This is a genomic window from Bradyrhizobium sp. JR4.3, from assembly GCF_040547695.1.
In the GTDB taxonomy this organism is placed as follows: Bacteria; Pseudomonadota; Alphaproteobacteria; order Rhizobiales; family Xanthobacteraceae; genus Bradyrhizobium; species Bradyrhizobium canariense.
Genome location: NZ_JBEPQF010000004.1, coordinates 274,169 through 299,293 on the forward strand (window position 1 = coordinate 274,169; position 25,125 = coordinate 299,293).

Consider the following 25,125-nt stretch of genomic DNA (forward strand, 5'->3'; position numbering starts at 1 on the left):
AAGGGTAGTGCGGGATGTCGCAAGCCGATCGCTCCTGGGACGTCGAGACTGATCTTCTGGTCGTCGGGGCGGGTGCCGCCGGCATGACGACGTCGCTGGTGGCCGCCCTCGAAGGGCTCGACGTGATCCTTTGCGAGAAGTCGGACACGGTTGGCGGCACGACCGCGACCTCCGCCGGCACCATCTGGATTCCGGGCAATCGGCAGGGATTGCTTGCAGGGATCTCAGACTCCACCGAGGCGGCGCGGGTCTATCTTGAAGCATTGCTCGGCGAACACGCCGCGGACGCGCGTGTGGATGCGTTCCTCCAGACGGGTCCAATGATGCTCGATTATCTCGAGGAGAGGACGAGCGTACGGTTTGCGGCGCCGCCGGTCCATCCCGACTACAAGAATCTTCTAGGGGCAGCGATCGGTGGTCGTGCTCTCGGCGCCGTTCCGTTCGACGGCCGCAAGCTTGGCAAGGACTTCGAGCGCATAAGGGCCCCGCGGCGAGAGTTCATGGTCCTCGGCGGCATGATGGTCGGAAAGGCGGACATCCCGGCGTTGCTGGCGCCATTCCGCAACTGGACGAATTTCAGGCATGTCGTTGGTCTGCTCGGTCGGCATTTGCTTGATCGACTTCGCTACAACCGCGGAACGCGTCTGATCATGGGCAACGCTCTCGTCGCGAGGCTGTTTGACAGCCTTCGTCGTTCCGGCGTGGATCTGCGATATGAGACCGAGCTCACTGAGCTCATCCGTAATGGCGACGCAGTCGTCGGGGCCGTTTTGTCATCGCCCTCAGGAGCACTGGCGATACGTGCCCGCAAGGGCGTGGTGCTGGCAACGGGAGGCATCGGCTGGAGCCGCGAGCTTCGCGCCAGGTTTTTCCCCGAGGCCGCGCGCCGATTTTCACTCGCGCCTTCGTGCAATACCGGGGACGGCCTGCTCGCGGCCGAACGCGTCGACGCGGTGATTGAGCGTAATTTCGATAGCCCCGCCTTGTGGATGCCGAGCTCGGTCATGACGCAGGCGGACGGCTACGTCTCGGTATTTCCGCACATTATGCTGGATCGTGCCAAGCCAGGACTGCTTGCGGTGAACAAGTCGGGCCGCCGTTTCGTGAATGAAGCCGACTCCTATCACGACTTCGTGGAAGCGATGTTGCGATCGGACTCGTCTTCGGTATTGGCAACGCCAGCTTTCCTGATTTGCGATCGCGCCTTTATCGGCGACTATGGCATTGGTCTCGTTCATCCCGGGACGAGGGATTTGGACAAATTTCTCAAGGCTAAATATTTGCTGGCGGGCGAAACGATTGAAGCACTGGCCGAAAACATCGGCGTCGATGGCGGCGAGCTTGCTCAAACGATCGAGCGATACAATCGCTATGCCGAGAGCGGTGTGGACGAAGAGTTCGGCCGCGGTTCAAGCGAGTTGAACCGGTTCAATGGTGATCCCCGGAACGTGCCAAACCCGTGCCTGCGGCGGGTCGGTCCTGGGCCATACTATGCCGTCGCAGTATGGCCGACGGATCTCGCTAGCAGCGCCGGCTTGTGCACGGATTTAACCGCCCGCGTCTTGTCTAGCCCTGGGACCGCCATACCCGGACTCTACGCCGTCGGTACCGATTCATCCTCGATCTTTCGAGGCACTTATCCGGGCCCGGGCACGATGATCGGGCCTGCGATGGTATTCGGATGGTGCGCGGCAATGCATGCCGCGGGCGCTTCAGCTCAGGACGAAGGTAACTGAAAGCCGGATCGTTCGCCGCTCAGGGCTAGGAACTCTGCGCACCATCGAGGCTTGACTCAGCGGGCCAGCGTCGCCGCCGATTTGCTGGCCTGCACGGCCCCGCCTCCAAGCCCCCATACCCCCCAGGGTGGGGCCGTGTCTCTCGTCGCAGGAGATGCAATGCCGGAGCCGACCGATCACGACATCAGAGAACGCGCGCACCGCTTGTGGGAACAGGCGGGCAAGCCGGAAGGCCGCGAGGAAGAATTCTGGCATGCGGCCGAGCAGGAGTTGCGCAACGAGGACAAGTCGAACCCCATGCGGACGCCGGATACGCTGTGACCGACAAGAGATGCCCATTCTGCCACGGTCTGGGATGGGTCTGCGCAAACCATCCGCTCCGCGCCTGGAGCGAGGAACTGGGCGGCTGCCGCTGCGGTGAGGGAATGCCCTGCACCTGCAACACGACGGAAGATCCCGAAACAAGGGCGGTGGTCGTCGAAGCGGACACGACGTGGCACTAGCAAGACCTGGCATTGAAGGCGGAACAGAGCCTTCCAGCAGGAATTGAGGTTGTGAGCAGCACGGGCTGCGACGCAGGCCCGTGGCTACGGCGGGGTTTGCGGTGGACGAGCGGCAAAAGATAGAGCACCAGATCGAACTCGCAACGCGAGCGGCAGCCCTTGTCAAAGACGAAACCACCGTCCAGCGATTCAGGACGTTCGCCGAGGAGCTGAAGCAAAAGCTGCTTCGCATGATGCGGCGCGGAAAGGTGCGAGCGCGCGCCTACGAACTCTGGGAGCAGGCCGGTCGCCCGGTCGATCGGGACGTGGAGTTTTGGCTCGAGGCCGAACGGCAGATCGACGAAGAGCGCGATCAGCGGAGGCTCTCGGATTCCTCAGACAAACGGTAGAGGTTCCGGGAGCCACATCGGCAGCGAACAAGCTTCGGCCGCGCGTTCCCTGGACAGAGAAAAAGCCGCCGAGTTCTTCACCTGGCGGCTTCAAAAGTCCGTAGCTGTCGGTCGCCTCTCCAGCCTTGTGCGTACCGCCGTTACCTTGTTTGCGGCCATGCAAGTTCAGTCTAGGCCAAGGTGCTCGATTCTGCTGTGACCTGAAGCACACATTGGACGATGTCGGGAAGCTTGGGAGGACACCGACTTTGATGGGACTGCTCGGTCATTGCGTTACGCGCCGGCCGTGACACCCAGGCGGCCTATGCCTGGAAGCTTCAGCGCGGGGCGGCGGATGTCGAGGCCGAGCACCGCGCCGAGGAAATTGATCTCGACCCCTTCGACCCAGCCGATGGTCATGCCGAGATAGCCCGACAGCGAGGCGTAGAGCCCGGTGCCGGACGCCGTGATGCCGGCCCAGCGTCCGCTGTAGGGAAAGTCCTTGCCGATGGCGGTCGGCGGCAGCACGGCGCGCAACTCGGGAACGGCGTCAAGCGCCGCCTGCACGAAGGTGTTGGAATTCGGCCCCGGCCAGGCGCTGTAGTCGCCATAGGCGCGGAACTTGTAGTTCTCGATGACGGCACGGATCTTCGGAATCAATCCTTCTGCCCGCGCGCCGTCGACCGCCACGACCGTTTCCGGCATCGCGCCGAACCAGCGGCCATCGGGCGCAAAGCCGTTGCTGCGAACAGGGTCGCCCCAGGCCGTGTAGTCGTATCGGCTGTAGGTCGTGGCGCCCTTCTCCTTGACGACGATCCAGGTATGGACAGCAAAAATACTGCGCCAGCGCACGGTGCGCGCGGCGAACACGCGGATCAGCGCATCCGGATTGGCGGATGCGGGCGGCAGCAGGCCGGCGCTGGAGCGATCCGCCGTCTGCCAGTTGCCGCGGCCGTCGCCGCGCAAATAATAGCGGCCGGCCGACACGGCGATCGGCAGGAAGATCAGCAGCAGGAACAGAATCAAGGATTTCCTCAAGGGCAAACGGCGTTCAGGCGGGACGATGCCACCAATATAGTTCGCAAGGCACGCCGCGCCAGCGCTCTCCTGCTCTTGCATTCGGATGGTGCGGCCATATGTTGCGTCCATGAGGAAGTTGTCGCTCGTCGAGGACCAGGCCATCCAGGCGCGAATCGCGTACATCGCGGGCGCCGAGATTTTCGATCGCCTGTTCGCCGGCATCCGGTTCGACGAAATCGACGGCAATCTGCTGTTTGCCATTGCCAGCGACGAAGACTGCGCGGCCGAGATCGAGGACGAGTTCTCGCACCAGCTCGCTGTGGTCGCAACGCATATCCTCGCGCAGAGCGTGGATGTGGTCGTGGTGCTGCCGAAGGTCCTGCAATAGCCCGGTAGCCTTCTGCCCGTTCAGGCCGCTTGCCTTCGTCCTCTGTCTCTGCTTTTCAACGCAATTGCAAAATTGTAATGACGTCATTGGGCGCTCAGGCCCGAGGCGCGTTATCGACGGAGCTCAACGGGAGGGCTCGTCGTCGCTCGCCTCTATTTGCGAAACAAAGTTGGATACACATTGGCGCCCACCAGGAAAGCCCGGGCCACGACCGGCGCGATAAAGACACAAAGCGAGAGCTCAAAAAGCAAAGGCTCGCTAAGCAAGAGCGCGAAAAGCAAGAGCACGAAGAGCACGAGTTCGAAAAGCACGAGCTCGACAAGCAAGCGTCCGGACAAGAGCGCCTCGCGTTCCGCGGTCGCCTCCTCATCGCCGCTCGGCATGCTGGCGCTGCATCTGCTCGAGCAGTGGGAGAAGTCCGACGGCCTCGTCTTCCTCTGCGACGACGAGAGCAGGGCGGAGCGGCTGGGCGGCGTGATTCACGCTCTCGATCCCTCGGTCGACGTGCTGGTGTTTCCGCGCCTGAACACGCTGCCCTTCGACGGCCTCGAGCCATCCCGCGAGATCGCGGGACGGCGCAGCTCGGTGCTGCGGCGTCTCGCCAAGGCAAAGAAGCCCGTCTTCCTGGTGTCAACCGCGGAAGCCATCATGGAACGGCTGCCGCTGCCGGCGAGCTGGTCGCGGTCGAGCCTCACGCTGAAGGTGGGCGCGCCCTATTCCGGGCCCGAGCTGGAGACGCGGCTGGAGGCTCTCGGCTACGATCTCGACGAAGAGGCGGAGTATCCGGGCGGCGTCCTGTTCCACGGCAAGACGTTCGAAGTGTTTCCCGCCGGCGCGCTCGCTCCCTTCCGGATCGAGCATTCCGGAGACACGATTCGCAAGATCGTCGCGGTCGATCCGATCGAGCACGAGGTCGTCTACGAGACCGCGGAATTGATCATCGATCCCATGTCCGAGCGGATCGCGCTGGGAGCTACGCGCGGACAGCGGGCGACGCTGCCTGATTATTGCAGCCGCGCGCGGTGGATCGCGGATGCCGGGGTATCGACCCACGCCGAGAGCTGGCAGGCCACGATTGAGGACGCCGCCGGCCGCAGGGATGCGGAGCGCGAGTATCTGGGGCAGGCGGATTGGAAGCAGCTGAAGAAGCGCATCAGCGTGCTGCCGCGCAAGGCCGCCTTCATCTCGACTCCGGAGTTCTCGAAGCTGGCCTCGCCGCGCAAGGCGCTTCGCGCCTTCGTCGCCGACATGCAGCGCGGCGGATCGCGGCTGCTGTTCGTCGCGGCCGTCGAGGACGACCTTCGCGCGATGGAGCGCATGAGCGGCATCAAGGCGGAGCGCCTGGCCGATTGGAGCGAGGTGGCGAAGGCACGGAGCCGCGAAGGCGCGCTGCTGGCCGATTTCGACGCGGGGTTCATTGGCGCCGGCCGCAAGCCGCTTGTCGTCGTGACCGCGTCCGACGTGCTCGGCAGCCGGGCCCATCATCCCCAGCCGATGGCGCGCGCATGGAACCCGGCCTTCGATCATCCCGATGTGCCCGAAAAGGGCGCCGCCATTGTCCATCTGCAACGCGGGCTAGCCGTGCTCGATGGCTTGCAGACCCTCGATATGGGCAAGGGATCGCGACGCGAGATGATCAGGCTCAAATTCGCGGGCGACAATGCCGTGCTCGTTCCACCGGCCGATCTTGCGGTGATCTGGCCCTATGCCGGCGAACCCGGCAAGCTGACGCTCGACAAGGCGGACGGCAGCAGCTGGTGGGCGCGGCGTACCGAGGCGGAAGCGGAAATCCAGGTCGCCGCCAAGGCGCTCGCCAAACACATCAGCCAGCGCCTCCGCCGTCGTGCACCCAAACTGGTGCCGCCGGGGCCGGCTTATGAAAAATTCGTCGCACGGTTCCCCTATTTCACGACAGCGGACCAGGGCCAGGCCATTCAAGACGTCCTCGACGATCTTGCGGCGGGCCATCCCATGGACAGGGTGATCTGCGGTGACGTCGGATTCGGCAAGACCGAGGTCGCGCTGCGGGCGGCGGCGGCCGTGGCGCTGTCCGGCAAGCAGGTGGCGATCGCGGCGCCGACCACCGTGCTGGCGCGGCAGCATGTCGAAACCTTCCGCAAACGGTTCGGCCCTCTTGGGATCGAGGTGGGAAGCCTGTCGCGAGCCAGTTCAGGCCCGGAGACGAGAGAGACGAAAGAAGGACTGCGGCGCGGCACGCTGAAAGTCGTGGTCGGCACGCAGGCTCTTGCGGCAAAGGACGTGAAGTTCGCCGACCTTGGCCTCGTCATCATCGACGAAGAGCAGCATTTCGGGGCGGCGGAGAAGGCGAAGCTCTCAGGCCTCGCCAAGGGGGCCCATTCGCTGTGGATGAGCGCCACGCCGATCCCGCGCACGCTCGCGGCGGGTCTTGCCGGCTTCAGGGACCTCAGCGTGATCGCCTCGCCGCCGGTTCATCGCCTTCCCATCGTGACCAGGATCGCGCCGCTGTCCGACGCTGCCATTGCCGCGGCGCTGCTGCGCGAGCGCAGGCGGCACGGTCAGAGCTTCCTGATCTGCCCACGCATCCAGGATCTGGAGCCGATGCTGGCGCGGGTGCAATCGGTGGCGCCGGAGCTGCGCATCGTCTGTCTTCACGGCAGGTTGCCCGTGGACGAGATCGACGACCGCATGATGAGTTTCGTCGACGGCGAGGCGGACGTGCTGTTGGCGACCAATATCGTGGAAAGCGGGCTCGATATTCCGCGCGCGAACACCATCGTGGTGTGCTGGCCCGAAAAGTTCGGGCTTGCGCAGCTGCATCAGCTCAGGGGACGGGTGGGACGCGGCGGCACGCGCGCTTTTGCCCATCTGCTGACGGAATCGACCTCAGAGCAGTCCGAGAAACGTCTGGCGGTACTGGAGGAGTTCAGCAAGCCGGGTGCCGGCTTTGCGATCAGCGAGCGCGACCTCGACCTCAGGGGCGCCGGCGATCTGTTCTCGGAACAGCAGTCCGGCCATGTCCAGGTGTTCGGACCGGTGCTCTACAGTCATCTGCTGAAGCGGGCGTCCGAGCGAGGTAGCGACGCCGGCGCCGATCTGTGGGTGCCCGATCTCAATATGCCGTTGGCCGACATGCTGCCTGAGGGCTACGTGCAATCGGAAGCGGTCCGGCTCGAGATCTATGGCCGCGCCGCCCGATGCCGAAGCGACGACGATCTGGAAGATCTGGAGGAGGAGATCTCGCGTCGTTTCGGTCGGTTGCCGCCGGAGGCCCGCGACTTCTTCGCATCCGCCAGGCTCCGGATCGATTGCAAACGGCGCGGCATCGTCAGGCTCGATGTCGGGCCCGAGGCGGTCGCCGCGACGTTCCTGCCGGGGCGGCTGCGGAAATCCAGAGGAAAGTCGCAGACGGGAGCGCTGCAGCGCGACGGCGACCGCGTCGTTCACGCCGGCCGCCGCGACGCGGATCCGTTCAGCCGGGTCGAGGAGTTTCTCGACCTGCTGGACGGCTAGGGATCATTCGGTCTGCTCGACTGCCGCGGGCATTTTCGCCACCGACATCAGCGAGCGGGCCACCTGGTTGAGGAGCTGATCCGCGTTCTCCTCCTCCGCGAGTGATTTCGACAGCAGGGCGACAACGGCGCTGTGGCGAAGCTGCTGGGCGAGGTTGCGCGCCGTGGTATAGCCTGCGATCTCGTAGTGCTCGACGCGTTGCGCCGCGCCGATCAGCGCGAGGTCGGCCGCCGCGTCCTCCTTGTCCTCACCCTCGGCCATGATCTCCTGGCCCTCCTCGACGAGGCCCATCATGCCCTTGCAGGGCTTGGCGCGGGCGGATTTGCCGAGCATCTCGAAGCATTCGTTGATGCGCTCGACCTGTGCTTCGGTCTCCGCCAAGTGCTGCTCGAACAGCTCGCGCAACTGGTCGAAGCGGGCGGCCTCCGCCATCTTGGGAAGCGCCTTGGTCAATTGCTTCTCGGCATGCAAGATATCGCGCAGCTCGTTGATGAGCAGATCGCCGAGACCCGCTTCGTCGGCCGGCGGCGAGCTCTCGGTGACGATGGCCGAGGCCGGACCCGGTTCGCCCGCCTGGATCGCCGGCGACTCCGTGAAGACCCAGTCGCCGCCCTCGTTCCAGGGGCCGCGCGTGTCGATCTCGCCATGGTCGCCGGCGCCGGTGGAATCGTTGAAGAACTGGTCGACAAGGCCGGGCGTCGGGGCGATGCGGCCGATGCTGAAGGCCGGCTTGCCCATGCTCTCGAGCGCCAGCGCGAACGCCTTCATGTGCGTGATCTCGCGGGTCATCAGGAACTGCAGCGCGTCCTTGCTGCCGGCGTCGTCGCAGAAATTGATCAGCCGCTCATAGACGATCTTGGCCCGCGCCTCTGCGGCGATGTTGCTGCGCAGATCGACGTCGAGCTCGCCGGTGATCTTCAGATAGTCGGCGGTCCAGGCATTGCCCTGCGAGTTGAACAGATTGACTCCGCCGCCGCCCGCGATGGCGATGAGGGGATCGGCTTCGGCCGCCTGGCGGTCGAACTTCGAGGGCTTGAGATGCATCCGCGCCAGCGTGCCCACCACTTCCAGATGACTGAGCTCCTCGGTGCCGATGTCCATCAGCAGGTCCTTACGATCGGGATCCTCACAGTTCAATCCTTGGATCGAGTACTGCATCGCGGCGGCGAGCTCGCCATTGGCGCCGCCGAACTGCTCCAGCAGCATGTTGCCGAAGCGCGGATCCGGCTCGTCGACGCGAACGGTGAACATTAGCTTCTTGACGTGATGATACATGGCGGGACTCTCGGATTGGGAGGGCAGGAAAGAAGATGTCTTCCGAACGGGCGGCTTCAGCGTTCGTTCCTAGCGGAACGACCTGCGCCGATCAGGCGCAGGTCGTTCGAAGTCGATCGGCAGGATTGTGGACGTGTTCGTTCAGCGTTGATCCGGACGCTTGGCGGGCGGCCCGCTCTTATTGCCCGGTGCGCCCTGAATATGCGCCGGGTCCTGCGATTGCACGGCGGTGTTGCCGGTGGAGCTCGTCGAATTCGATCCGACGGTTTCACCGGGCTTGGCCGCCGGCCCGTTCTTGTTGCCGGGCTGTCCGGCAATGCCGGCACCCGAATTCTGTGCGCTCGGCGCGGACGAAACGTCAGGCTTGCTGGCCTGCGCCAAAGCTGCTCCGGGCAATGCGAGGGCAGCGAGGATAACGACACCTGTGAACTTCATCTCGGTGTTCTCCGACTGATGCCCCATTTACTCGAACGCTGGTAACCTGCGTGCGTTCCCAATTGTCATCAACTCGAAAGCATCGGCTCGCCTGATCGTGGCGACTATCCCGGCAGCGGCGCCTCCACGACGTCCAGCAGCGCTCCCAGGCCCTGGCGCAGGCGGCGGGTGGCGATGCTCTCGGTGGCGAGACCGAACACCACGAGGGATCGCCCGGTCATCACATAAACATGCCCGAAGTCGAACGCGGGCATCTGCCCCTCCGGTTGATTGGTGTCGATCAACCCGACCCAGCTGCGTCCCTCGGCGACGGCGGGCAGGGTGAAATGGACGACGTCGTGATGAGCATTGTAGATCAGCAGCATGGTTGCGTCCGAGCCGCGGCGCTTGATGCCGGTCTCCTGGGCGCGGCCGTCGAGCAGCAAAGCGAAACATTTGGCGTTGCCGTCCTGCCACTGCTCCGTCGTCATTTCCTCTCCGGACGGCGCGAGCCACGTCACGTCCTTCACGTCCAGCTCTTCATTGTGCGAGCCGACCAGGAAGCGGCTGCGGTAGAGAATCGGAAATGCCTTGCGCGTGGCGATCAGCTTGCGGGTGAATTCGCGAAGGCTGCGGCCATTCGCGGTGATGCCCATCCAGTCGAGCCATGTGGTCTCGTTGTCCTGGGCGTACGCGTTGTTGTTGCCGTGCTGGGTGTGCCCGAATTCGTCGCCGGCAAGCAGCATGGGCGTGCCGTGCGACAACAGCATGGTTGCCAGCAGATTGCGCTTCTGGCGCTCGCGCAGCGCAATGATGTCCGGATCGTCCGTCGGTCCCTCTGCGCCGCAATTCCAGGAATGATTGTTGCTGTGGCCGTCGCGATTGTCCTCGCCATTGGCTTCGTTGTGCTTGTCGTTGTACGAGACGAGATCGTTGAGATTGAAACCATCATGTGCGGTGACGAAGTTGACGCTGGCCCACGGCCGGCGGCCGCGCTTGTTGAAGAGATCGCCGGATCCGGACACGCGCTTGGCGAAGTCCGCGATCGATCCCTCGTCGCCCTTCCAGAAGGCGCGCACCGTGTCCCTGAACTTGTCGTTCCACTCCGCCCATCCCGGCGGAAACTGGCCGACCTGATAGCCGCCCGGACCGATGTCCCAAGGCTCGGCGATCAGCTTGACGCTGGAGAGCACGGGGTCCTGACGGCAGGCATCGAGAAAGCCGCCGCCTTCGTCGAACCCGTAGGGCTCCCGTGCCAGGATGGTGGCGAGGTCGAAACGGAAGCCGTCGATCCTCATCTCGGTCGCCCAATAGCGCAGGGAATCCGCGACGAGTTGCAGCACACGCGGGTGCGACAGGTTCACCGTATTCCCGGTACCGGTATCGTTGATGTAGTAGCGCTGCTGGTCCGGCAGCAGGCGGTAATAGCTAGCGTTGTCGATGCCCTTGAACGACAGGGTCGGGCCGAGCTCGTTTCCTTCCGCGGTGTGATTGTAGACGACGTCGAGGATGACCTCGATGCCATGGGCGTGGAACTGGTTGGCCATGGCTTTGAATTCGTTCGCGAACGGCGTCTTGAGGTAACGTGGCTCCGGCGCGAAGAAGGCGAGGGAGTTGTAGCCCCAGTAATTGCGCAGGCCTTTCTCAACCAAATAGCTGTCGTCGACGAAGGCATGGATCGGCAGCAATTCTGCACTGGTGATGCCGAGCGATCGCAGATAGGCCGGGACCTCCGAATGCGCGAGGCCGGAGAACGTGCCGCGGTCTGCGTCGGGCACCAGCGGATGCAGCTGGGTAAAACCCTTGACGTGCATCTCGTAGACGATCGTCCGCTCCCATGGCACTTCCGGCTTGCGCGCGGCGCCCCAGGTGAAGGCCGGGTCGATGACGCGGCATTTCTGCATCAAGGGCGCGCTGTCGCGTTCGTCGTAGGAGAGATCCTTGTCGGCATGGTCGAGCTGGTAGCCGAACAGCTCCGGTCCCCAGCGCAACCGGCCGACCAGCTGCTTGGCGTAAGGATCGAGCACGAGCTTGTTGGGATTGAAGCGGTGTCCCGCGTCGGGTTCGTAGGGGCCGTGAACACGATAGCCATAGATGGTGCCGGGACGGGCCGCGGGCAAATAGCCATGCCAGACTTCGTCGGTATATTCCGGGAGTTCGATCCGCTCCAGTTCGGTCTCGCCGTCGTCGTCGAACAGGCAGAGTTCGACCTTGGTGGCATGGGCCGAAAACAGCGCGAAATTGACGCCGAGCCCGTCCCAGGTGGCGCCGAGCGGAAACGGCTTGCCCTCGCTGATGCGGGAGCGGCGCAGGCGCGAGGCCGCCCGCGTCAGGGCGTCGTCTGGATGTACTGTTTGATCCATCGTTGCCCCGAAAAGTCGTTCAAGAATTTGGTGGGATTGCCGTCACTTCCGTCGTCGCCTGCTCGCCGACGGTCGCCGAAGCGATCACGGCGGCGGGAGGTACATCGTCCGGCTTGGGCAGCGTGGTTGCCCTTTGCAGCGCCGCCTCCTTGCTGATGGCCGCAATCGAGTTGCCGGTCCGCTCGACGATGCTGGTCAGCTCCGCATCCGACAGTCCGAGACGCTTTCTGACGAGGCGCACCTGAGTACGGTCGGTCAGGTCGAGCTTGTTGCGGATCGGCTGTGGCTTCGAGCGGCGCATGGCGAAAACTCCCGTGTAGAACTGCAACCGTCGCCGAGGCGATTCCGTTCCCTGTTTGCAACAGTGATCTTCCCCAACCATCGTCGCCGCACCTCGGCCCAAAAGTGCACACAACGCGCATGGCGCATCGGTGTGGCGCCGGCCTGAGGAACGAATGCCTCCATCTCGGCTTCTCCCGTCCTGAGCATGCTCGAGCGATCGTAAAATCGAGCCTCGCGAAGCGTGCTGTTACTTCCAGCCACGCAAAGGCGGCCAGGTTTGAGTCACAGATTGGGAATGGCCGGGCAAGCGCGACACCACGGCCCTCGATGCCTCGATCACGGGGTCTGCTTCAATCTCTGGGCGCCGACGGCGCAATCGGTCGAATTGCTCGAAGCCGGCCGGCCGCCACTCCGGATGACGCGCGACCATGATGGCTGGTACCAGTCGTTGAGTCCCACCGCGCATGTCGGCACGCGCTATCAGTTCAGGATCAACGAAGATCTGGTCGTTCCCGATCCCGCCTCGTTCTTCCAGCCCGACGACGTCGGGGCGCCGAGCGAGGTGATCGACACCCCGGCGTTCCGGGACTCGGTGCTCTATCCCGGCCGCCCCTGGGCGGAAGCCGTAATCTACGAGTTGCATGTCGGCACCTTCAGTGAGGAAGGCACCTATGCCGGCGTCGAGAAGAAGTTGCCCTATCTGCACGATCTCGGCATTACCGCAATCGAGCTGATGCCGCTCAATGACGTCCCCGGCCGGCATAATTGGGGCTATGACGGCGTGCTGCTGAATGCGCCCAATGCACGCTACGGCAGGCCGGAAGACCTCAAGCGGCTGCTACGCGCGGCGCATGCCCTCGACATCATGGTCTACCTCGATGTGGTCTATAACCATTTCGGGCCGCAGCTGAACTACCTGCACCTCTATGCGGAAAGCTTCTTCATCACGCGCCACAGCACCGGCTGGGGCCCTGCCGTCAACCTCGAGGGACACGACGGCGCGTTCGTGCGCGAGTTCCTGATCGAGAACGCGTTGATGTGGCTGCGCGACTACGGGTTCGACGGCTTGCGGCTCGATGCGGTTCACGCGCTCAAGGACGATTCCGACCGCCATTTCCTGATCGAGCTTGCCGAGACGGTTCGCAGTCAGCTGCCGGGCCGACGCGTGCATCTGATGCTGGAGAACGAGGCCAATCAGGTCCGCCTGCTCGACCGTGCTCAAGGGCGAACCCGGCTCTATGACGCGCAATGGGGCGATGATTTTCACAACGCGCTCCACGTCCTCTTGACGGGTGAGGACGAAGGCTACTATCGCGCCTTCGCAGGCAGGCCGCTTGAACATCTCGCGCGAGCGCTCACCGAGGGCTTTGCCTATCAGGGCGAAGTCTTTCCGCTGCATGACGAACCGCGCGGCGAGCCGAGCGCGCATCTGCCGCCTGAGGCCACCATCTTCTTCGCCCAGAACCACGACCAGATCGGCAATCGCGCGCTCGGGGAGCGGCTTTCCGCGCTGGTCGGTCCGGAGAAACTGGATCAGGCCATGGCGCTGGTTCTCTTGAATCCGCACATTCCGATGTTGTTCATGGGTGAGGAAGCCGCGGCCGAGACACCGTTCCTGTTTTTCGCAGACTGGTCCGGCGAAGCTGCCGAGCGGACGCGGGAAGGGCGACGCAAGGAGTTCGCGCACTTCAAGGCATTCTCGACGCCCGACATGCGCGCCAGGATTCCGGATCCGTGCGATGAAAAAACCTTCGCGGCATCGAAGCTCGACTGGACCGGCATCGACCGCTCTTCCGCCAGCGCCAGGTTTCGCGGCCTCACAACCCGATTGCTGAGGATACGGCGCGAGAAGATCGTTCCGCTGATCAAACGGGGTTTCGTTTCGGCTCATTGCAAGTTGCTGGGGGAGAACGAGGCTAAGGGCGGCCTGGATGCCCGTTGGCGGACGGAGAACGGAGACATCTTGCAGATTGTCGCCAATTTCGCGGACGGCGAACTGCCCATGCCGGCGCTGGTTGCGGGCGAGAGCCTATGGCGATTGGGCGCCGCCGAAGCGCCAGCCCTGTTGCGGAGCGACATCATCGTAAGGCTTGGCCACGAGGCGTGATGGAACAGCGAGGAACGCTTCCGAAAGCTTTCCGTTAGCGGAGTAAATCTCTGGAGCCGCTTCATGACCGAATATCCAAAGCCGCCTTTCCCGCCGCAGCAGCAGTCGATGCCCGGTTCGACGCGCGCGATGAACCCGCGACCGGATCATGGCGAGGAAAGTTACAGGGGCGCCGGGCGCTTGGCCGGAAAGAAGGCAATCATCACCGGAGGCGACAGTGGCATCGGCCGCGCGGTCGCGATCGCCTATGCCCGGGAAGGTGCCGACATCGTCATCGCCTATTTGAACGAGGACGAGGATGCCGCCGAGGTCAAGACGCTGGTGGAGCGCGCAGGACGCAAGGTCGTCCTGATCCCCGGCGACATCCGCAATCCCGATCATTGCCGCGCGATCATCCAGCGCACCGTCGAGGCGTTCGGCGCAATAGACATCCTCGTCAACAACGCGGCGCATCAGGACACGTTCAAGGAGATCGCTGACATCAGCGACGAGGAATGGCAGCGGACGTTCGAGACCAATATCCACGCCATGTTCTATCTCACCAAGGCTGCGGTCCCCCACATGCGCCCGGGAGCGGCGATCATCAACACCGCGTCGGTGAACTCCGACATGCCGAATCCGACTTTGCTGGCCTATGCCACGACCAAGGGCGCCATTCAGAATTTTACCGGTGGGCTCGCCCAGATGCTGGCGAGCAAAGGCATTCGGGTCAATGCGGTCGCCCCGGGTCCGATCTGGACGCCGCTGATTCCGTCGACGATGGCGGAGGACACTGTGAAGAACTTCGGCAAGCAGGTGCCGATGCAACGGGCCGGCCAGCCGGCCGAACTCGCGACAGCCTATGTCATGCTCGCCGATCCGCTCTCGAGCTACACATCGGGAGCGACCCTGGCGGTCACCGGCGGCAAGCCGTTCATCTGACCGAACGTGCGACGAGAACGTGGCAGCCCTGCGAGCAGGGCCGCCACGCCCAGCACGTCTTCACCAGTACGCCTCGACCGGCGACGAGGTCCTTGTTGTCGCCTTCTCGATCATCTTCGGCAGCGCCTTGAGGATCTGCTGTTCCGCGTAATAGATATCCTGCAGCCCGTGCAGCAGCAGGTCTTCCATCGATTTGATGTCCTTGGTGAAGAATCCCGTAAACGACGTCTCCTTGACAATGATGGAACTGGAACGCCGCACAGCTGCAGCTGTTCCATTCCCGTGACCAGATCAGGAGAGCCGAATGAGCGATGGAGCGGATCATCTTGCGAGCCTGCTCGGACGAGCGGCGATGGACGTCTGGGGTGACATGCCCCGCGACATCCAGGAAGCGCTGTTCGAGACCGCCATGAAGGGACGGCCAGCGGAGCGGGAAGAGCTCGCGCGACTGCTGCACGAGCGGCATCCCCGTACGCTTCATCCGGCGCGGCCTGGCTGAGCCGTTGCAGGAACGATCGGGCAAGAAGCCGATTTGTAAAATGGGCGAGGCGCGGCGAATGGGATTGGACGAAGCCCGTGAGCCGTAGCTCCGCCCGGGATCAAATCGGTGAGTCGATCGGCGTGACTGAAATGATGATCGGAAAATGGTACGACCCGATCTCCCAGAGATGGATCGTGCCGCGTGAAACGCACCTGGTGGCGGGCCACTCGCAGTCCGACCCGGAGAAGGGGCTCGAAGCCCGCAAGCCGGCCGAGGCGCAGCGGATCTGGGACCTGTTGGTCGATTGCTGCGCGCGCGGGTGATGTCCGAGCCGCACCATCATTGGCTTCTGCTGTCGGCAATTCACAGAGTGATGACATAGACCGCGAAGGCAATGATGAGCGCCAGGCTTACGACGGCGGTGCTGATCAATATCTTGCCCATGGCGCGTCCGTGCTGTCTCGCCGCGTCAATGTAACAGCCGTCATTTTCGTTCCGGACCGGCAGCTGAAGGCAGCTCCGACTGTTCACATGTGCACAAAGGGCGTCGGTACCAAATGGCTTGAACTATATCATTTGATGCAGACATGGCTGCGCTCGCTCTTATCATCGGCCATGCGGATAGGCACCGCATGGTGCCATGACATGGAGACCCGATCGTGCACAGGCGGCGTCGCGTTCAGCAAACCACCACGCTTCAAGAGCGGCTTGCAGAGTTCACCAGGACCATCCGCGAAAAGGCCGAGGCGTTGCCCGACGGCAAGGAGCGGGATGAGCTGATGAAGCGGCTGAGAAGCGCCGACACTGCGTCAAACCTCGACCGTCAATTCGCCGGCAGGGATTGAGCTCGCAAGGATTGAACTGGCAATTGAGCTGGAAAGCGTCAGCTGCGGTACCAACTCGCCAGATTCCAGGTCGTGACGTCCCAGCCTGACATGTCGACCATGAGATTGTTGACCCCTGCGTTGACGATGTTGCGGGATAGAAGCGGCAGGAACACGTTGGCCTCGCAAAAAGTTTCGTCGACCTTGATCAGCAGCGCGGCCCGCTTGACCGGATCGAGCTCGTTCTGGGCGGCCTTGTAGGCCTTGTCGGCCTCGGGATCGGACCAGCGCGAGACGTTGCGGCCGAGCCATTTGTTGTCCTTGTTGGAAATCTCCCAGGAGACGCATTGGTTCAGGAAGCGCTCCGGGTCGGGCTGCGGCTGCGTCGTGTTGTACATCTCCATGTCGGCATAGAACTTCGAGTAGGTGTCGGGGTTGCCGACGTCGGACGAGAAGAACACCGATGCCGTGACCGCCTTGATCTCGATCTCGATGCCGGCCTTCTGGCAGGCCTGCTTGATGATGGCCTGCGTCTTCTGACGCGGCGCATTGGTCGAAGTCTGGAAGACGAATTTGAGCTTCTTGCCGTCCTTCTCGCGGATGCCGTCCGCGCCCTTTGCCCAGCCGGCGTCATCCAGGACCTTGTTGGCCTTGTCGACGTCGAACTCGTATTTCAGCTTGGCCGACTTGAACTGTTTGGGTGCGTTGACGAAGCTCGCGGTGGCGACGCCGCCGCGCCCGTAAATGAACTTCTGGATCGACTCGCGGTCGATCAGCAAGTTCATCGCGCGGCGAACGGCGGGATCGGACAGCGTCGGGTGCTTGGTCTTGGGGCTGGAGCGCTCGCCGTCCACCTCGGTCCACGGATCGGTCGTGTTGAGGATGATGAACTCGACATTGCCTGACGGCGTGACGTCGAGCTTGCCCTTGCCGCTGGCCTCCATGCGTTTGAGGACCTCCTCCTCCACTTGCATGTTCCAGGCGTAGTCATATTCGCCGGTCTGCAGCACGGCGCGCGCCGCGGACACCGCATCGCCGCCGCCCTTGATTTCGAGCGTGTCGAAATGCGGCTGGTTCTTGACGTGATAGTCGGGATTGCGTTCGGCCCGGATCAGGTCGCCCGGCTTGAACTCGACGAATTTGTAGGGACCAGTGCCGACCGGCTTCAGATTGCCGGGCGCTTCGCGCGACTTCGCGCCGACATAATCGCCGAAATGATGCTTCGGCAGGATCGGACCGACCGAGCCGACGAAGGGATCGGCCCAGAACGGCGTCGGCGCCTTGAACAGTACCTTGACGGTGTGGTCGTCGATCTTCTCGACCGTGATGTCCTTGTAGGAACCCGTGGTGTACGCCGCGGTCGCGAGATCCGAGGCGTATTGCCAGGTGAAGACGACATCGTCGGCAGTGAAGGGCTTGCCGTCATGCCACCTCACGCCCTGTTTCAGTTTCCAGGTCACGCTCAGGCCGTTCGGCGAAAGGCCGCCGTTCTGCTTGGATGGAGCCTCGGCCGCGAGGCAGGGGACGAGGTTGCCCTCCTTGTCCCAGCCGGCGAGCGGCTCGAAGAAGACGCGCGAGGCGATCTGGTCCTTGGTGCCGAGCGCGAAATGCGGATTGAGCAGCGTCGGGGCCTGCCAGAGCAGGATCTTGAGCGGGCCGCCGCCGCCGGCCTTGGTCGGCTTGTAAGGCAGCGTGGCGTCCGCCATCGCCATGTCGTTCCAGACCAGGATCTGGCTCGCGACCGGCGCTGCGATCCCGATCGCAGCCATCGTCTGCATGAACGAACGTCGCGATAGCTTGCCTTGCTTCACCTCAGCGATGGACTTGCGGATTTCGTTCTCGTTCATCGGATGATCCCCACTTTACAGACAAGTCGTCACCGGCCAAGGCCCATCATGTTTCATCACGGGCGAGGCGGCAATGCCGACAGGGTGAGAAAACCCTGCGGCGAAATGACGAACGTAGGGGACGGCAGCTATGGCTGCCAAGGGGCGCTAGCTGGATCGCCGCGCGAGAGACCCAAGGCGGCGATCCAATGCGAGCTAGGGGAACCGCCCATTCGCAAGCGCCAGCGCAGCTCCAACCGCGTTCTCGAGAATTTCCTCCGACAATTGCCTGTCGCTCACCGCGCGCGACAATTGCAGCGCGCCGACCATGGTTGCGTAGACCGAAATGGCGCGTCGTCGACGCTCCGCAGCGGGGCCTTCCGGCATCTGCGCCGCCATCAGCGCGATGATCTCCGACGTCTTTCCGGTGAAGGCATCGCGCGTCGCCTTGGGATGTCGCGCGATCTCGGCGACAAGTGCTGCGGTCGGGCAACCGGCGCCCGCGCGGTCGCGATGGCGCGGGGAGAGGTAGTCGCGGATCGTTTCCTCGAGCGCGACGCCGTTTGCAAGATTGTCCTTGTGCCTCTGCTCGCGCCGCTCCAGGGCGTCGATCAGCACCGCGCGTACCAGATCCTCCTTGGAAGCGAAATGCGTGTAGAAGGCGCCGTTGGTCAGGCCCGCTTCCGCCATGATGCCGGCGAGGCCGACCGCGGCGATGCCGCTCTCGCGGAACTGCGAAGAGGCGACGTCGATGATGTGCCGCCGCGTCGTGTCCCTGTGTCCCTTGTCGTAGCGCGCCAATCCCGCCTCCTGCGCGACCCCCGCCACAAAATCGTGAGGCCGGGCCCATTGCATTATGATCATAATAATACATTATGAACATAATGCAATGGGCGGCCGATCGGCGGCGGCCCTTCGGGACCCCAGGGATCGAACCCATGTCAGTCGAGGATGCCGCCGCGCCGGCCTTGTCCGCCCCGCAGATCGTGGCTCGCGCCACCGCTCCGCTCCGCCAAGTGGCGGCATCAACACTAGGCGCGGCCGAGCAGCGGCGCGCAGCGCTGCTGACGGCGCCGATCCTGCCGACGCTGCTCCGGCTCGCGCTGCCGACCGTGACCGTCCTGGTGGCGCAAACCGCGGTCAACATCGCGGAAGCCTATTATGTCGGCTTCCTCGGCACCGATGCGCTGGCCGGTGCGGCGCTCGTGTTCCCGATCTTCATGCTGATGACCATGATGTCGAATGGCGGCTTCGGCAGCGGCGTTGCCTCCTCGGTCGCGCGCGCGGTCGGTGCCGGCCGCCGCGACGATGCCGAAGCCGCGTTGTTTCATGCCGTGGTGCTCGCGATGATTGCCGGCGGCGTGTTCACGCTCGGCGTCATCGTCGGCGGTCCGCATCTCTACCGCGCCCTTGGCGGCGCCGACGGTGCCCTCGCTGCGGCCACCACCTATTCCAACTGTCTGTTCGCCGGCGCCATCCCGGTCTGGATCGTCAATCTCCAGGCGGCGGCGCTACGCGGCGCGGGCAATGTCAAGGTGCCCGCGCTGGTGACGCTGGTCGGCGCGATCGTGACGATTCCGGTGTCGCCGGCGCTGATCTTCGGTCTGGGACCGATCCCGCGGTTCGGCATCGGCGGCGCGGGCATCGCCTTCGGCCTCTATTACGGCGCGGCGATGCTGTTTCTGCTGCGCTACATGGCCTCAGGCGCGACCGGCCTCAAGCTGCACATCGTGCCGCTCCGCGCAAAAATCTTCGGTGACATGCTGAAGGTCGGCATTCCCACCGCCTTCAATGCGGTGCTGACCAATCTCACCGTCATTCTCGTCACCGGCGCGGTCGGCCTGTTCGGCACCTCCGCGCTCGCCGGCTACGGCATCGCCTCGCGGCTCGACTACATCATGATCCCGCTGCTGTTCGGCATCAGCACCGCGACGCTAACGATGGTCGGCGTCAACATGGGCGCGGGACAGACGGCGCGGGCACGTCGCATTGGCTGGATCAGCGGCGTTGTCGGCATGGTTATGACCGGCACGATCGGCCTTTTGGTGGCGATCTTCCCGACGGCCTGGCTCAATCTCTTCAGTCACGATGCCGAGGTGGTGGGCGAAGGCATGACCTACTTGCGCATCGTCGCGCCGGCCTACGTCGCACTCGGCTTCGGCTTCGTGACGTCGTTCGCCGTGCAAGGCACCGGCCGCGCCATCGGCCCGCTCGCGTCTTCGGTCGCGCGCATCCTGATCGCGGCCGGCGGCGGCTGGATCGCGGTGGCAAGCTTCGGCGCCGGCATGGCGGGGCTCGCCACCATGGTGACGGCATCGCTCGCCGCCTATGCCGTGATCTGCGTCCTGATCATGCTGTCGCCGTCGACCTGGCGTTCCGAGTAGGCGCAGATCATCTGATGCTGGCAACACCGACAACCAGCACCGAAATCCCGGCTGGATTGCCTGCTGCTATCTCGCCGCCATTTTCGCTCCCCGGCTGTTGTTGCGCCGTGATGCCCGTCACGCTTGCGCAGAGCATTCCTAATCTCTGTGAATTCGTTTCCCGATTGGTATCGAATTGAGAAGGTGTCTGCCGCTGCCGGCATCCAATATGGATTTCCATTTCATTGATTTCGCCACATAGAGAAGCGAATACGGTTCCAATCGTTGCCGCTGAGTCATGGAGACCAAGATCATGGAGACCAAGATGTCGTTTCGCCTCCCCTTGATCCTTTCTGCCGTCCTCGTCGCGTGGTCGGCGGGCGCCTCGGCCGAGACCATCAAGATCGGCGTGACGCCGGGGCCGCACGCCCAGATTTTCGAGGCCGTGAAGCCGATCGCCGCCAAGCAGGGTCTCGACATCCAGCTCATCGAATTCTCCGACTACGTCGTGCCGAACGCCGCGCTCGAGGCCGGCGAGATCCAGGCCAATTCGTTCCAGAACCAGCCTTATCTGGACAACCAGAAGGCGGACCGTGGCTACAAGATCGAAGCCGTCGGCCTGACCGTGAATTTCCCGATCGGCGTCTATTCCAAGAAGCACAAGGCCTTCGCCGACATCCCCGAGGGCGGCAAGGTCTCGATCCCGAACGATCCGACCAATGGCGGCCGCGTGCTGCTGCTGCTGCGCGACAAGGGCGTGATCAAGCTGAAGGACGGCACGGGCTTCAAACCGACGGTGCTTGATATCGCCGAGAATCCCAAGAAGCTGAAGTTCATCGAGGTCGACGCGGCGCAGGCGCCGCGCGCGCTCGACGACGTCGACGCCGCCGCGATCAACACCAATTATGCAACCCAGGCGGGCCTCGATCCCGTCAAGGATCCGATCCTGCGCGAGGACCCGAAGGGGCCCTACGTCAATCTGATCGCCGTTCGCACGGTCGACAAGGACAAGCCATGGGTCAAGATCCTTGTGGACAGCTATCACACGGCGGAGGTCAAGGAGTTCGTCCTGACCAAATTCAAGGGCGCGGTACTGCCGAGCTGGTAGGCAGTCTGCCCAGCCAAAGTTCAGCTCAGGGCGATCCCGGCGGGCAGCCTTGCGTACGAGCCCTGCGCAATGCCCGCTTGTCTGGAGCTGCGGCAACCGACATCATCGGGGCCCATCCTCGCCTTGCAGGGGTCGTATGAAACGCTTAGCCAACCTGAAACGCCTGGGCTTTTTCACACGGCTTCTCGACGAGGCCCCGCCCGCCGACCGATATCGCTTCGCGGCCGAGCAGATCGTGCGCGCCGAGAAAGTGGGCCTGGATTCCGCGTGGATCGCGCAGCACCATTTCCACGAGCGCGAGGGCGGCCTGCCGTCGCCCTTTACTTTCCTCGGTTACGTCGCAGCCCAAACCTCGCGCATCCGGCTCGGCACCGGCATCGTCACCTTGCCGCTGGAGAATGCTGTGCGGGTGGCGGAGGATGCCGCGGTGCTCGATCTGCTCTGCAATGGTCGCTTCGAGCTCGGTGTCGGCACCGGCGGCAATCCCTCGGCCTTTGCCGCCTTCGGCCTCGACAGCGCCCAGCGCAACGAGATCTTTGCGCGCAATCTGGAAATCGTCCGCACGGCGCTGACGGGCAAGCCGCTCGACGGTGGCGACACGCTCTATCCGCAGCGGCCGCAATTGGACAACCGGATCTGGCAGGCGACGTTCTCCGTTGCGGGCGGCGCGCGTGCCGGTAAGGCGGGCGATGGCCTGTTGCTGTCGCGCACCCAGCCTCGAACCAAGGAGGCGCCGAAGGCAACGCTGGCCGAGATTCAAAATCCGGTCATCGATGCCTACCTCGAAGCACTGCCGCCGGGACGCGAACCCCGCATCATGGCCTCGCGCACCATCTTCGTCGCCGACGACCGCACCGAGGCGCTACGCCTTGCCGATATCGGGCTGCGGCGCGCGCTGCCGCAATTCCTCAAGGGCGGCCACGCCAAGCCGGGCGAGACGCTCGAGGAGATGATCGCAGCGTTCGACACCCATGTCGGCGCGGCCGACGACGTGATCGCTTCGCTCCGCGCCGACGCCACGCTGGAGCGGGTGACCGATCTCGTCTTCCAGGCGCATTCGGTCGATGCCCCGCATCCCCATATCTTGCGCTCGATCGAGCTGGTCGCGGAGAAGGTCGCGCCGGCGCTGGGCTGGACCCGGACGGCGGCGGATGTGGCGCTGGCGGGCTAGTTGCGACACCAGAGAATTGTACGAGGCTGAATGATGGCTACGAAGGATATCATCGACGCGCTCGCTGGGATTGAGCCGGGATCGGCCCTGGACGGCATTCGCGCCAAGCGCGTGCAGGCGCGTGACAATGCGCAGAAGAGCTATCTCTCTTTGTTCGAGCCGATCGATGCCGGTGATGTCTCGCTTGTCGAGCGGGCGGCAGTCGCGTTCTTCGTGATCGGTCTTCACCGCGAGCCGACCGTAGCTGCCTTCTATCGGGCGAAGTTAACTGCGATCGCCGACGGTGCGCGCCTGATTGAGGCAATCGAGGCTGAAATCGCGCGGGGCGAGACTTCGGGCCCTTACGGCGCCTTTCCGGCCGGGCCGCTGTCGGTCGAGAACAAGGCCGGCCTGGCCTACCGCGTCAGCGCGGAGCGCAAGACCGATCTCGGGGACCGGCTCGTTGCGGCGTTCGAGCATGCGCATCTGCTGGTGTTCCGCCCGCGCGATGCGGCCGTGGCCGACATGAAGGCGCTGCTCGCTGCCGGCTGGTCGAACACCGGAATCGTCACGTTCTCTCAGCTCGTTGCGTTCCTGTCGTTCCAGGTGCGCGTCGTCACCGGACTGCGCGTGCTCGGCGCCTCGCTTGGCAGCGCAAACGCTGCGGGCGGCGCCTAAGGAGATCGCAATCATGAGCGCTGCAAACAACGTCAATCCGCCCGTCGTCTTCACCCAGGATGAACTGGGCTGGGTGTCGTGGATCGATCCGCTGCCCGAAGCCGAGCTGACCGAGCGGCATTTCGCCGGCCTCGTCGATCGCTCCCGTTCCAAGTCCGAATATTTTCGACTGCTGGTGCGCGATCCCGAGGTGCTGGAAGCCCGCACCAAGACTGACAAGGACATCTTCTACAACGTTGCCGACGGCCTGCCGCGCGCCGAGCGCGAGCTCGCAGCGGCTGCGACCTCGCGCTACAACGGCTGCATCTACTGCGCCTCCGTGCACGCGCGTTTCGCCAGCACTTATTCCAAGCGCCGCGACGATGTGCAGCGGCTGCTCGACGAGGGCGTCGGCGCCGATCTCGGCGACGAGCGCTGGAATGCGGTCGTCAATGCCTCGGTGGCGTTGGCCGCAACGCCGATCGCGTTCGGCCCCGACAATATCGATGAGCTGCGCCGCGCCGGTCTCGACGATGCCGAGATCGTCGACGTCATCAACGGCGGGTCGTTCTTCAACTGGGCGAACCGGCTGATGCTGTCGCTCGGCGAGCCCTCGAAATAGCCAATCTCACCGGCATGGAAATTGCTGGTTGTTTCAACACCTGACAGGATGGAGCCGTCCATGAGCAACATCGATCGTCGTACCCTGGTCAAGGGCTCGCTTGCCGCCATGATGGCGGGAGCAGCCTTCTCGCGCGCCGCGCTTGCGCAATCGTCCGAACCGATTTTGCTGGGCGTCAGCGGTCCGTTGACCGGGCCGAACGCACAATATGGCACGCAGTGGAAGCAGGGCTTTGATCTCGCGCTGGACGAGATCCAGGCAGCGGGCGGCATCAACGGCCGCAAGCTCGCCTACAGCTTCGAAGACAGCCAGAGCGACCCGCGCCAGTCGGTGGCGATCGCCCAGAAGTTCGTCTCCGATCCCAGGATTGTCATGGAGCTCGGCGACTTCTCCAGCCCCGCCTCGATGGCGGCCTCGCCGATCTATCAGCGCGGCGGGCTGGTGCAGTTCGGGTTCACCAATTCGCATCCCGATTTCACCAAGGGCGGCGACTTCATGTGGAGCACCTCGGTCAGCCAGGCTGACGAGCAGCCGCTGCTGGCGGCTTATGCCGTGAAGCGTCTCGGCCTGAAGAAGCTCGCCGTGCTGCACCTCAACACCGATTGGGGCCGCACCAGCCGAGACTATTTCGTCAAGGCCGCGAAAGAACACGGCGCCGAAATCGCCGTCACCGAAGGCTACATTGCGGAGGAGCGCGACTTCCGCTCCACGCTGGTGCGGGTCCGCGACGCCAATCCGGACGGGCTGATCCTGATCTCCTATTATTCCGACGGTGCGCTGATCGCGCGGCAGGCACGCCAGGTCGGGCTGAAGCAGGTGATCTGCGCCGCGAGCTCGGTCTACTCGCCGAAATTCCTGGAGCTCGGCGGCGAGGCCGTCGAGGACGTCCATGTCGGCACGCGCTACTTCCCGGAAGACCCGCGCCCCGAGGTGCAGACGTTCATCGCGGGCTTCAAGAAGAAGTACAACGGGGTGGAGCCCGACGCGTTCAACGCTTACGCCTATGACGCGATGAACATGGCCGCCGCCGTGGTGAAGATCGGCGGCACCGACCGGCGTGCGATCCGCGACGCCTTCACGAAAGTGAAGGACGTATCGAGCGTGATCTTCGGCAAAGCGACGTTCGACGTCGAGAGCCGGCGCGTCAAGGGCGCCATGAATGCCGAGCTCGTCGTACGCAAGGGCCAGTTCGCGCTCTGGGACGGCAAGCCGACCTGAGGGGATT

Annotated in this window: 25 protein-coding genes and 1 pseudogene; 16 read left to right on the forward strand and 10 right to left on the reverse strand. The window is 63.9% G+C overall.

The features are described 5' to 3' along the window. Positions 1 to 14: 14 nt before the first annotated feature. From ABIB91_RS09875 to ABIB91_RS09885, 3 genes are all read left to right on the forward strand, one after another. Positions 15 to 1,736 carry an FAD-dependent oxidoreductase gene (locus tag ABIB91_RS09875; RefSeq protein WP_354160396.1) on the forward strand — a complete coding sequence of 574 codons (1,722 nt, stop codon included), beginning with the start codon at positions 15 to 17 and terminating at the stop codon, positions 1,734 to 1,736. 159 nt (positions 1,737 to 1,895) lie between these two features. Then, entirely contained in the window at positions 1,896 to 2,057 is a 162-nt protein-coding gene (locus ABIB91_RS09880; RefSeq protein ID WP_007595988.1) for a DUF2934 domain-containing protein, read from the forward strand. A gap of 283 nt (positions 2,058 to 2,340) precedes the next feature. After that, positions 2,341 to 2,628, forward strand: a complete 288-nt coding sequence (locus tag ABIB91_RS09885) for a DUF2934 domain-containing protein (RefSeq protein WP_007595986.1) — start codon at positions 2,341 to 2,343, stop codon at positions 2,626 to 2,628. A gap of 273 nt (positions 2,629 to 2,901) precedes the next feature. On the opposite strand, the gene ABIB91_RS09890 is transcribed toward ABIB91_RS09885, so the two are convergent. Beyond that, on the reverse strand, positions 2,902 to 3,633 hold the full coding sequence (locus ABIB91_RS09890; protein ID WP_354160399.1) for a DUF3750 domain-containing protein: 732 nt from the start codon (positions 3,631 to 3,633) through the stop codon (positions 2,902 to 2,904). Between the two features lie 121 nt (positions 3,634 to 3,754). Here ABIB91_RS09890 and ABIB91_RS09895 point away from each other — a divergent pair, with 121 nt between their 5' ends. Further along, positions 3,755 to 4,015, forward strand: coding sequence for a hypothetical protein (locus tag ABIB91_RS09895; protein ID WP_007595982.1), 261 nt, complete (start codon positions 3,755 to 3,757; stop codon positions 4,013 to 4,015). 152 nt (positions 4,016 to 4,167) lie between these two features. Here the strand turns inward: ABIB91_RS09895 and ABIB91_RS09900 are convergent, their stop codons facing one another. Next, positions 4,168 to 4,398: a hypothetical protein gene (locus ABIB91_RS09900; RefSeq protein ID WP_035993475.1), complete on the reverse strand. Its 231-nt coding sequence runs from the start codon at positions 4,396 to 4,398 to the stop codon at positions 4,168 to 4,170. On the opposite strand from ABIB91_RS09900, the gene ABIB91_RS09905 reads away from it, so the two are divergent. Further along, positions 4,397 to 7,507 carry a DEAD/DEAH box helicase gene (locus tag ABIB91_RS09905; RefSeq protein WP_035993472.1) on the forward strand — a complete coding sequence of 1,037 codons (3,111 nt, stop codon included), beginning with the start codon at positions 4,397 to 4,399 and terminating at the stop codon, positions 7,505 to 7,507. The genes ABIB91_RS09900 and ABIB91_RS09905 overlap by 2 nt on opposite strands. A 3-nt stretch (positions 7,508 to 7,510) precedes the next feature. Here ABIB91_RS09905 and ABIB91_RS09910 read toward each other — a convergent pair whose 3' ends face one another. From ABIB91_RS09910 to ABIB91_RS09925, 4 genes are all read right to left on the reverse strand, one after another. Next, on the reverse strand, positions 7,511 to 8,782 hold the full coding sequence (locus tag ABIB91_RS09910) for a DUF892 family protein (RefSeq protein ID WP_007595978.1): 1,272 nt from the start codon (positions 8,780 to 8,782) through the stop codon (positions 7,511 to 7,513). A 141-nt stretch (positions 8,783 to 8,923) separates the two neighbouring features. After that, entirely contained in the window at positions 8,924 to 9,217 is a 294-nt protein-coding gene (locus tag ABIB91_RS09915) for a hypothetical protein (RefSeq protein ID WP_354160402.1), read from the reverse strand. 104 nt (positions 9,218 to 9,321) lie between these two features. Further along, positions 9,322 to 11,559 (reverse strand): glycogen debranching protein GlgX, encoded by a 2,238-nt coding sequence (gene glgX / locus ABIB91_RS09920; protein WP_354160404.1) that lies wholly within the window; start codon positions 11,557 to 11,559, stop codon positions 9,322 to 9,324. Positions 11,560 to 11,578: 19 nt separating this feature from the next. Beyond that, positions 11,579 to 11,860, reverse strand: a complete 282-nt coding sequence (locus tag ABIB91_RS09925; protein WP_219681535.1) for a DUF3606 domain-containing protein — start codon at positions 11,858 to 11,860, stop codon at positions 11,579 to 11,581. A gap of 276 nt (positions 11,861 to 12,136) precedes the next feature. On the opposite strand from ABIB91_RS09925, the gene treZ reads away from it, so the two are divergent. Then, the gene (gene treZ / locus ABIB91_RS09930) at positions 12,137 to 13,948 is read left to right on the forward strand and encodes a malto-oligosyltrehalose trehalohydrolase (RefSeq protein WP_354160406.1); all 1,812 of its coding nucleotides are present in this window, start codon (positions 12,137 to 12,139) and stop codon (positions 13,946 to 13,948) included. Between the two features lie 63 nt (positions 13,949 to 14,011). After that, positions 14,012 to 14,869: an SDR family oxidoreductase gene (locus ABIB91_RS09935; RefSeq protein ID WP_354160408.1), complete on the forward strand. Its 858-nt coding sequence runs from the start codon at positions 14,012 to 14,014 to the stop codon at positions 14,867 to 14,869. 90 nt (positions 14,870 to 14,959) lie between these two features. On the opposite strand, the pseudogene ABIB91_RS09940 reads toward ABIB91_RS09935, so the two are convergent. Further along, positions 14,960 to 15,058, reverse strand: a pseudogene (locus ABIB91_RS09940) (DUF892 family protein); the annotation flags it as partial. Positions 15,059 to 15,173: 115 nt separating this feature from the next. On the opposite strand from ABIB91_RS09940, the gene ABIB91_RS09945 reads away from it, so the two are divergent. The 3 genes from ABIB91_RS09945 to ABIB91_RS09955 all read left to right on the forward strand — a co-directional run bounded on the left by ABIB91_RS09945 (position 15,174) and on the right by ABIB91_RS09955 (position 16,195). Continuing rightward, positions 15,174 to 15,368: a hypothetical protein gene (locus tag ABIB91_RS09945; protein ID WP_027519884.1), complete on the forward strand. Its 195-nt coding sequence runs from the start codon at positions 15,174 to 15,176 to the stop codon at positions 15,366 to 15,368. Positions 15,369 to 15,445: 77 nt separating this feature from the next. Beyond that, positions 15,446 to 15,673, forward strand: a complete 228-nt coding sequence (locus ABIB91_RS09950; RefSeq protein WP_354160410.1) for a hypothetical protein — start codon at positions 15,446 to 15,448, stop codon at positions 15,671 to 15,673. Between the two features lie 336 nt (positions 15,674 to 16,009). Continuing rightward, positions 16,010 to 16,195: a hypothetical protein gene (locus ABIB91_RS09955; RefSeq protein WP_007595953.1), complete on the forward strand. Its 186-nt coding sequence runs from the start codon at positions 16,010 to 16,012 to the stop codon at positions 16,193 to 16,195. 38 nt (positions 16,196 to 16,233) lie between these two features. Here ABIB91_RS09955 and ABIB91_RS09960 read toward each other — a convergent pair whose 3' ends face one another. Continuing rightward, entirely contained in the window at positions 16,234 to 18,021 is a 1,788-nt protein-coding gene (locus ABIB91_RS09960; protein ID WP_354160412.1) for a peptide ABC transporter substrate-binding protein, read from the reverse strand. A gap of 195 nt (positions 18,022 to 18,216) precedes the next feature. Continuing rightward, positions 18,217 to 18,801, reverse strand: coding sequence for a TetR family transcriptional regulator (locus ABIB91_RS09965; protein WP_354160414.1), 585 nt, complete (start codon positions 18,799 to 18,801; stop codon positions 18,217 to 18,219). A gap of 137 nt (positions 18,802 to 18,938) precedes the next feature. Here ABIB91_RS09965 and ABIB91_RS09970 point away from each other — a divergent pair, with 137 nt between their 5' ends. Then, a complete protein-coding gene (locus tag ABIB91_RS09970; protein ID WP_354160416.1) occupies positions 18,939 to 20,384 on the forward strand; it encodes an MATE family efflux transporter in 1,446 nt (481 codons plus the stop codon). A 7-nt stretch (positions 20,385 to 20,391) separates the two neighbouring features. On the opposite strand, the gene ABIB91_RS09975 is transcribed toward ABIB91_RS09970, so the two are convergent. Next, positions 20,392 to 20,604, reverse strand: coding sequence for a hypothetical protein (locus tag ABIB91_RS09975; RefSeq protein ID WP_354160418.1), 213 nt, complete (start codon positions 20,602 to 20,604; stop codon positions 20,392 to 20,394). 72 nt (positions 20,605 to 20,676) lie between these two features. Here ABIB91_RS09975 and ABIB91_RS09980 point away from each other — a divergent pair, with 72 nt between their 5' ends. From ABIB91_RS09980 to ABIB91_RS10000, 5 genes are all read left to right on the forward strand, one after another. Continuing rightward, a complete protein-coding gene (locus tag ABIB91_RS09980) occupies positions 20,677 to 21,471 on the forward strand; it encodes a MetQ/NlpA family ABC transporter substrate-binding protein (protein WP_354160420.1) in 795 nt (264 codons plus the stop codon). Positions 21,472 to 21,607: 136 nt separating this feature from the next. Next, entirely contained in the window at positions 21,608 to 22,642 is a 1,035-nt protein-coding gene (locus tag ABIB91_RS09985; protein WP_354127226.1) for a putative FMN-dependent luciferase-like monooxygenase, read from the forward strand. Between the two features lie 33 nt (positions 22,643 to 22,675). Then, complete coding sequence (locus ABIB91_RS09990) at positions 22,676 to 23,299, forward strand: CMD domain protein (protein ID WP_007595947.1); 624 nt, start codon at positions 22,676 to 22,678, stop codon at positions 23,297 to 23,299. A gap of 13 nt (positions 23,300 to 23,312) precedes the next feature. After that, positions 23,313 to 23,900: an alkylhydroperoxidase domain protein gene (locus ABIB91_RS09995; protein WP_354160423.1), complete on the forward strand. Its 588-nt coding sequence runs from the start codon at positions 23,313 to 23,315 to the stop codon at positions 23,898 to 23,900. 60 nt (positions 23,901 to 23,960) lie between these two features. Further along, the gene (locus ABIB91_RS10000) at positions 23,961 to 25,118 is read left to right on the forward strand and encodes an ABC transporter substrate-binding protein (protein ID WP_007595945.1); all 1,158 of its coding nucleotides are present in this window, start codon (positions 23,961 to 23,963) and stop codon (positions 25,116 to 25,118) included. The last annotated feature ends 7 nt before the right edge of the window (positions 25,119 to 25,125 follow it).

Bases quoted from the DNA above. Each gene is read 5' to 3' on its own strand.
- ABIB91_RS09990 (WP_007595947.1), top strand. From the start codon at position 22,676: ATGGCTACGAAGGATATCATCGACGCGCTCGCTGGGATTGAGCCGGGA.
- ABIB91_RS09985 (WP_354127226.1), top strand. From the start codon at position 21,608: ATGAAACGCTTAGCCAACCTGAAACGCCTGGGCTTTTTCACACGGCTT.
- ABIB91_RS09925 (WP_219681535.1), bottom strand. From the start codon at position 11,860: ATGCGCCGCTCGAAGCCACAGCCGATCCGCAACAAGCTCGACCTGACC.
- ABIB91_RS09980 (WP_354160420.1), top strand. From the start codon at position 20,677: ATGGAGACCAAGATGTCGTTTCGCCTCCCCTTGATCCTTTCTGCCGTC.
- ABIB91_RS10000 (WP_007595945.1), top strand. From the start codon at position 23,961: ATGAGCAACATCGATCGTCGTACCCTGGTCAAGGGCTCGCTTGCCGCC.
- ABIB91_RS09910 (WP_007595978.1), bottom strand. From the start codon at position 8,782: ATGTATCATCACGTCAAGAAGCTAATGTTCACCGTTCGCGTCGACGAG.
- ABIB91_RS09905 (WP_035993472.1), top strand. From the start codon at position 4,397: ATGCTGGCGCTGCATCTGCTCGAGCAGTGGGAGAAGTCCGACGGCCTC.
- glgX (WP_354160404.1), bottom strand. From the start codon at position 11,559: ATGGATCAAACAGTACATCCAGACGACGCCCTGACGCGGGCGGCCTCG.
- ABIB91_RS09945 (WP_027519884.1), top strand. From the start codon at position 15,174: ATGAGCGATGGAGCGGATCATCTTGCGAGCCTGCTCGGACGAGCGGCG.
- ABIB91_RS09975 (WP_354160418.1), bottom strand. From the start codon at position 20,604: ATGGAAATCCATATTGGATGCCGGCAGCGGCAGACACCTTCTCAATTC.
- ABIB91_RS09880 (WP_007595988.1), top strand. From the start codon at position 1,896: ATGCCGGAGCCGACCGATCACGACATCAGAGAACGCGCGCACCGCTTG.
- ABIB91_RS09970 (WP_354160416.1), top strand. From the start codon at position 18,939: ATGTCAGTCGAGGATGCCGCCGCGCCGGCCTTGTCCGCCCCGCAGATC.
- ABIB91_RS09895 (WP_007595982.1), top strand. From the start codon at position 3,755: ATGAGGAAGTTGTCGCTCGTCGAGGACCAGGCCATCCAGGCGCGAATC.
- ABIB91_RS09935 (WP_354160408.1), top strand. From the start codon at position 14,012: ATGACCGAATATCCAAAGCCGCCTTTCCCGCCGCAGCAGCAGTCGATG.
- ABIB91_RS09875 (WP_354160396.1), top strand. From the start codon at position 15: ATGTCGCAAGCCGATCGCTCCTGGGACGTCGAGACTGATCTTCTGGTC.
- ABIB91_RS09960 (WP_354160412.1), bottom strand. From the start codon at position 18,021: ATGAACGAGAACGAAATCCGCAAGTCCATCGCTGAGGTGAAGCAAGGC.
- ABIB91_RS09900 (WP_035993475.1), bottom strand. From the start codon at position 4,398: ATGCCGAGCGGCGATGAGGAGGCGACCGCGGAACGCGAGGCGCTCTTG.
- ABIB91_RS09915 (WP_354160402.1), bottom strand. From the start codon at position 9,217: ATGAAGTTCACAGGTGTCGTTATCCTCGCTGCCCTCGCATTGCCCGGA.
- ABIB91_RS09995 (WP_354160423.1), top strand. From the start codon at position 23,313: ATGAGCGCTGCAAACAACGTCAATCCGCCCGTCGTCTTCACCCAGGAT.
- treZ (WP_354160406.1), top strand. From the start codon at position 12,137: ATGGCCGGGCAAGCGCGACACCACGGCCCTCGATGCCTCGATCACGGG.